Source organism: Trebonia sp. (assembly GCF_049794275.1).
In the GTDB taxonomy this organism is placed as follows: Bacteria; Actinomycetota; Actinomycetes; order Streptosporangiales; family Streptosporangiaceae; genus Trebonia.
The window spans coordinates 1-1,639 of the sequence record NZ_JBARCR010000281.1; the positions used below are offsets into that span (position 1 = coordinate 1).

Here is a 1,639-nt window from a genome sequence, read left to right on the forward strand (position 1 = left end):
GTTCCGCGGGCCGCGGGACCGGCGGGGCCTGCGTCCCCGCGGCGGTCTCGGTGCCGGCCGTATCCGTATCGGTACCTGGCCTGGTGATCGTCCCCGTTCCCGTTCCGGAACCGAGGTCACCGCCCGCGCGGCCGCGCCGCACGCCACGGGTACCCCGCGGCCGCAGCAGCATCGTCCCGCCCGCGGCGAGGATGAGCACGGCAAGCACAACGATGAGGATGATGTAGTCCATAACAACCCTGAGTCTCCCGAACCGGCGAATCCCGGACGCGGGCCGCGCGACGTCAGGCCGCGGCCACACTCCTGAGCACGCTACAACATGCCCGCTCCCCCGACCCCCATGCGATGCCGGAACAGATTTCATGATCGTGGGTCTTGCGCGGCGGATATCGCCAGTTTTGACCCACGATCTTGGCCAAGCGGGCGACGGGGAGAGCGAATCCGCGCCCCGGTCAGGCGGGCTCGTGCTCGCGGAAGCGCTGGCTGATCACGCTGGAGACGCCGTCGCCGCGCATCGTGACGCCGTACAGGGCGTCAGCCGCCTCCATTGTCCGCCGCTGGTGGGTGATGACGACCAGCTGGGAGTTCTCCCGCAGCTCCCCGAAGACCCCCAGCAGCCGCTGCAGGTTCGTGTCGTCGAGGGCGGCCTCCACCTCGTCAAGCACGTAGAACGGCGACGGCCTGGCCATGAAGATCGCGAACAGGTACGCGATCGCGGTCAGCGACCGCTCGCCGCCGGACAGCAGGGACAGCCGCTTAACCTTCTTGCCAGGCGGCCGTGCCTCGATCTCGATGCCGGTGGTCAGCATGTCGTCGGGCTCGGTCAGCAGCAGCCGCCCGGAACCGCCGGGGAACAGCCGCGCGAACAGGCCCTCGAACTCGCGCGCGGTGTCGGCGTAGGCGGAGGCGAACACCTCCTGCACCCGGTCGTCGACCTCCTTGACCACCGTGAGCAGGTCACGGCGGGTCTTGCGCAGGTCTTCCAGCTGGGTGGCGAGGAACTGGTGCCGCTCCTGCAGCGCCGTGTACTCCTCAAGCGCCAGCGGATTCACCTTGCCGAGCCTGGCGAGCTGCCGCTCAGCCGCCCCGGCGCGCGCTTCCTGCTCCGCGCGGACGTACGGGACGCCGTCGGCCTCCGCGGGCGGCTCGCTGTCGGGTTCGGCTTCTATGTCGAGCTGAGCCGCTTCCTCGAGCTGCCCCGCCTCCGCGCGCACCGCGCGCAGCGCGTCGGCCAGCGTCGCGGGCGGCGGGCCATCGCCATTGCCATTGCCATTGCCGTTGCCATTGCCATTGGCGTGAGACCTGGCCGGTCGCGGGGCGGCGCCGGTCACCGGGACCGGGACGTCGGGGCCGTACTCGGCGATCAGGGCCTCCGGCTCGACGCCGTACTCATCGACCGCGTGAGCGGCGACCTGCTCGAGACGCAGCCGGTGCTCGGCCCTGGCGATCTCGGCGCCGTGCGCGGTGCTGACCACCCCGTCGAGCTCGCCGGCCAGCGCCGTAACGCGGGCCCGCACCGCCTTGAGCGTCTCTGTGCTGCCCGCGCTCACCGCCTCGGCTGCGGCGCGCCGCGCGTCCGCCTGGGCGAGTGAGGCTTCCGCGGCCTCCACCGCGACACCCGCTCCGGTGGCTACCGCCC

At 71.8% G+C, this 1,639-nt stretch carries 1 protein-coding gene and 1 pseudogene; both read right to left on the reverse strand.

The features are described 5' to 3' along the window. Nucleotides 1-232: pseudogene (locus WA805_RS07955) on the reverse strand (signal recognition particle-docking protein FtsY); the annotation flags it as partial. A gap of 220 nt (nucleotides 233-452) precedes the next feature. Beyond that, nucleotides 453-1,639: AAA family ATPase (locus tag WA805_RS07960; RefSeq protein ID WP_425242010.1), on the reverse strand; the 1,187-nt coding region annotated here is incomplete at its 5' end.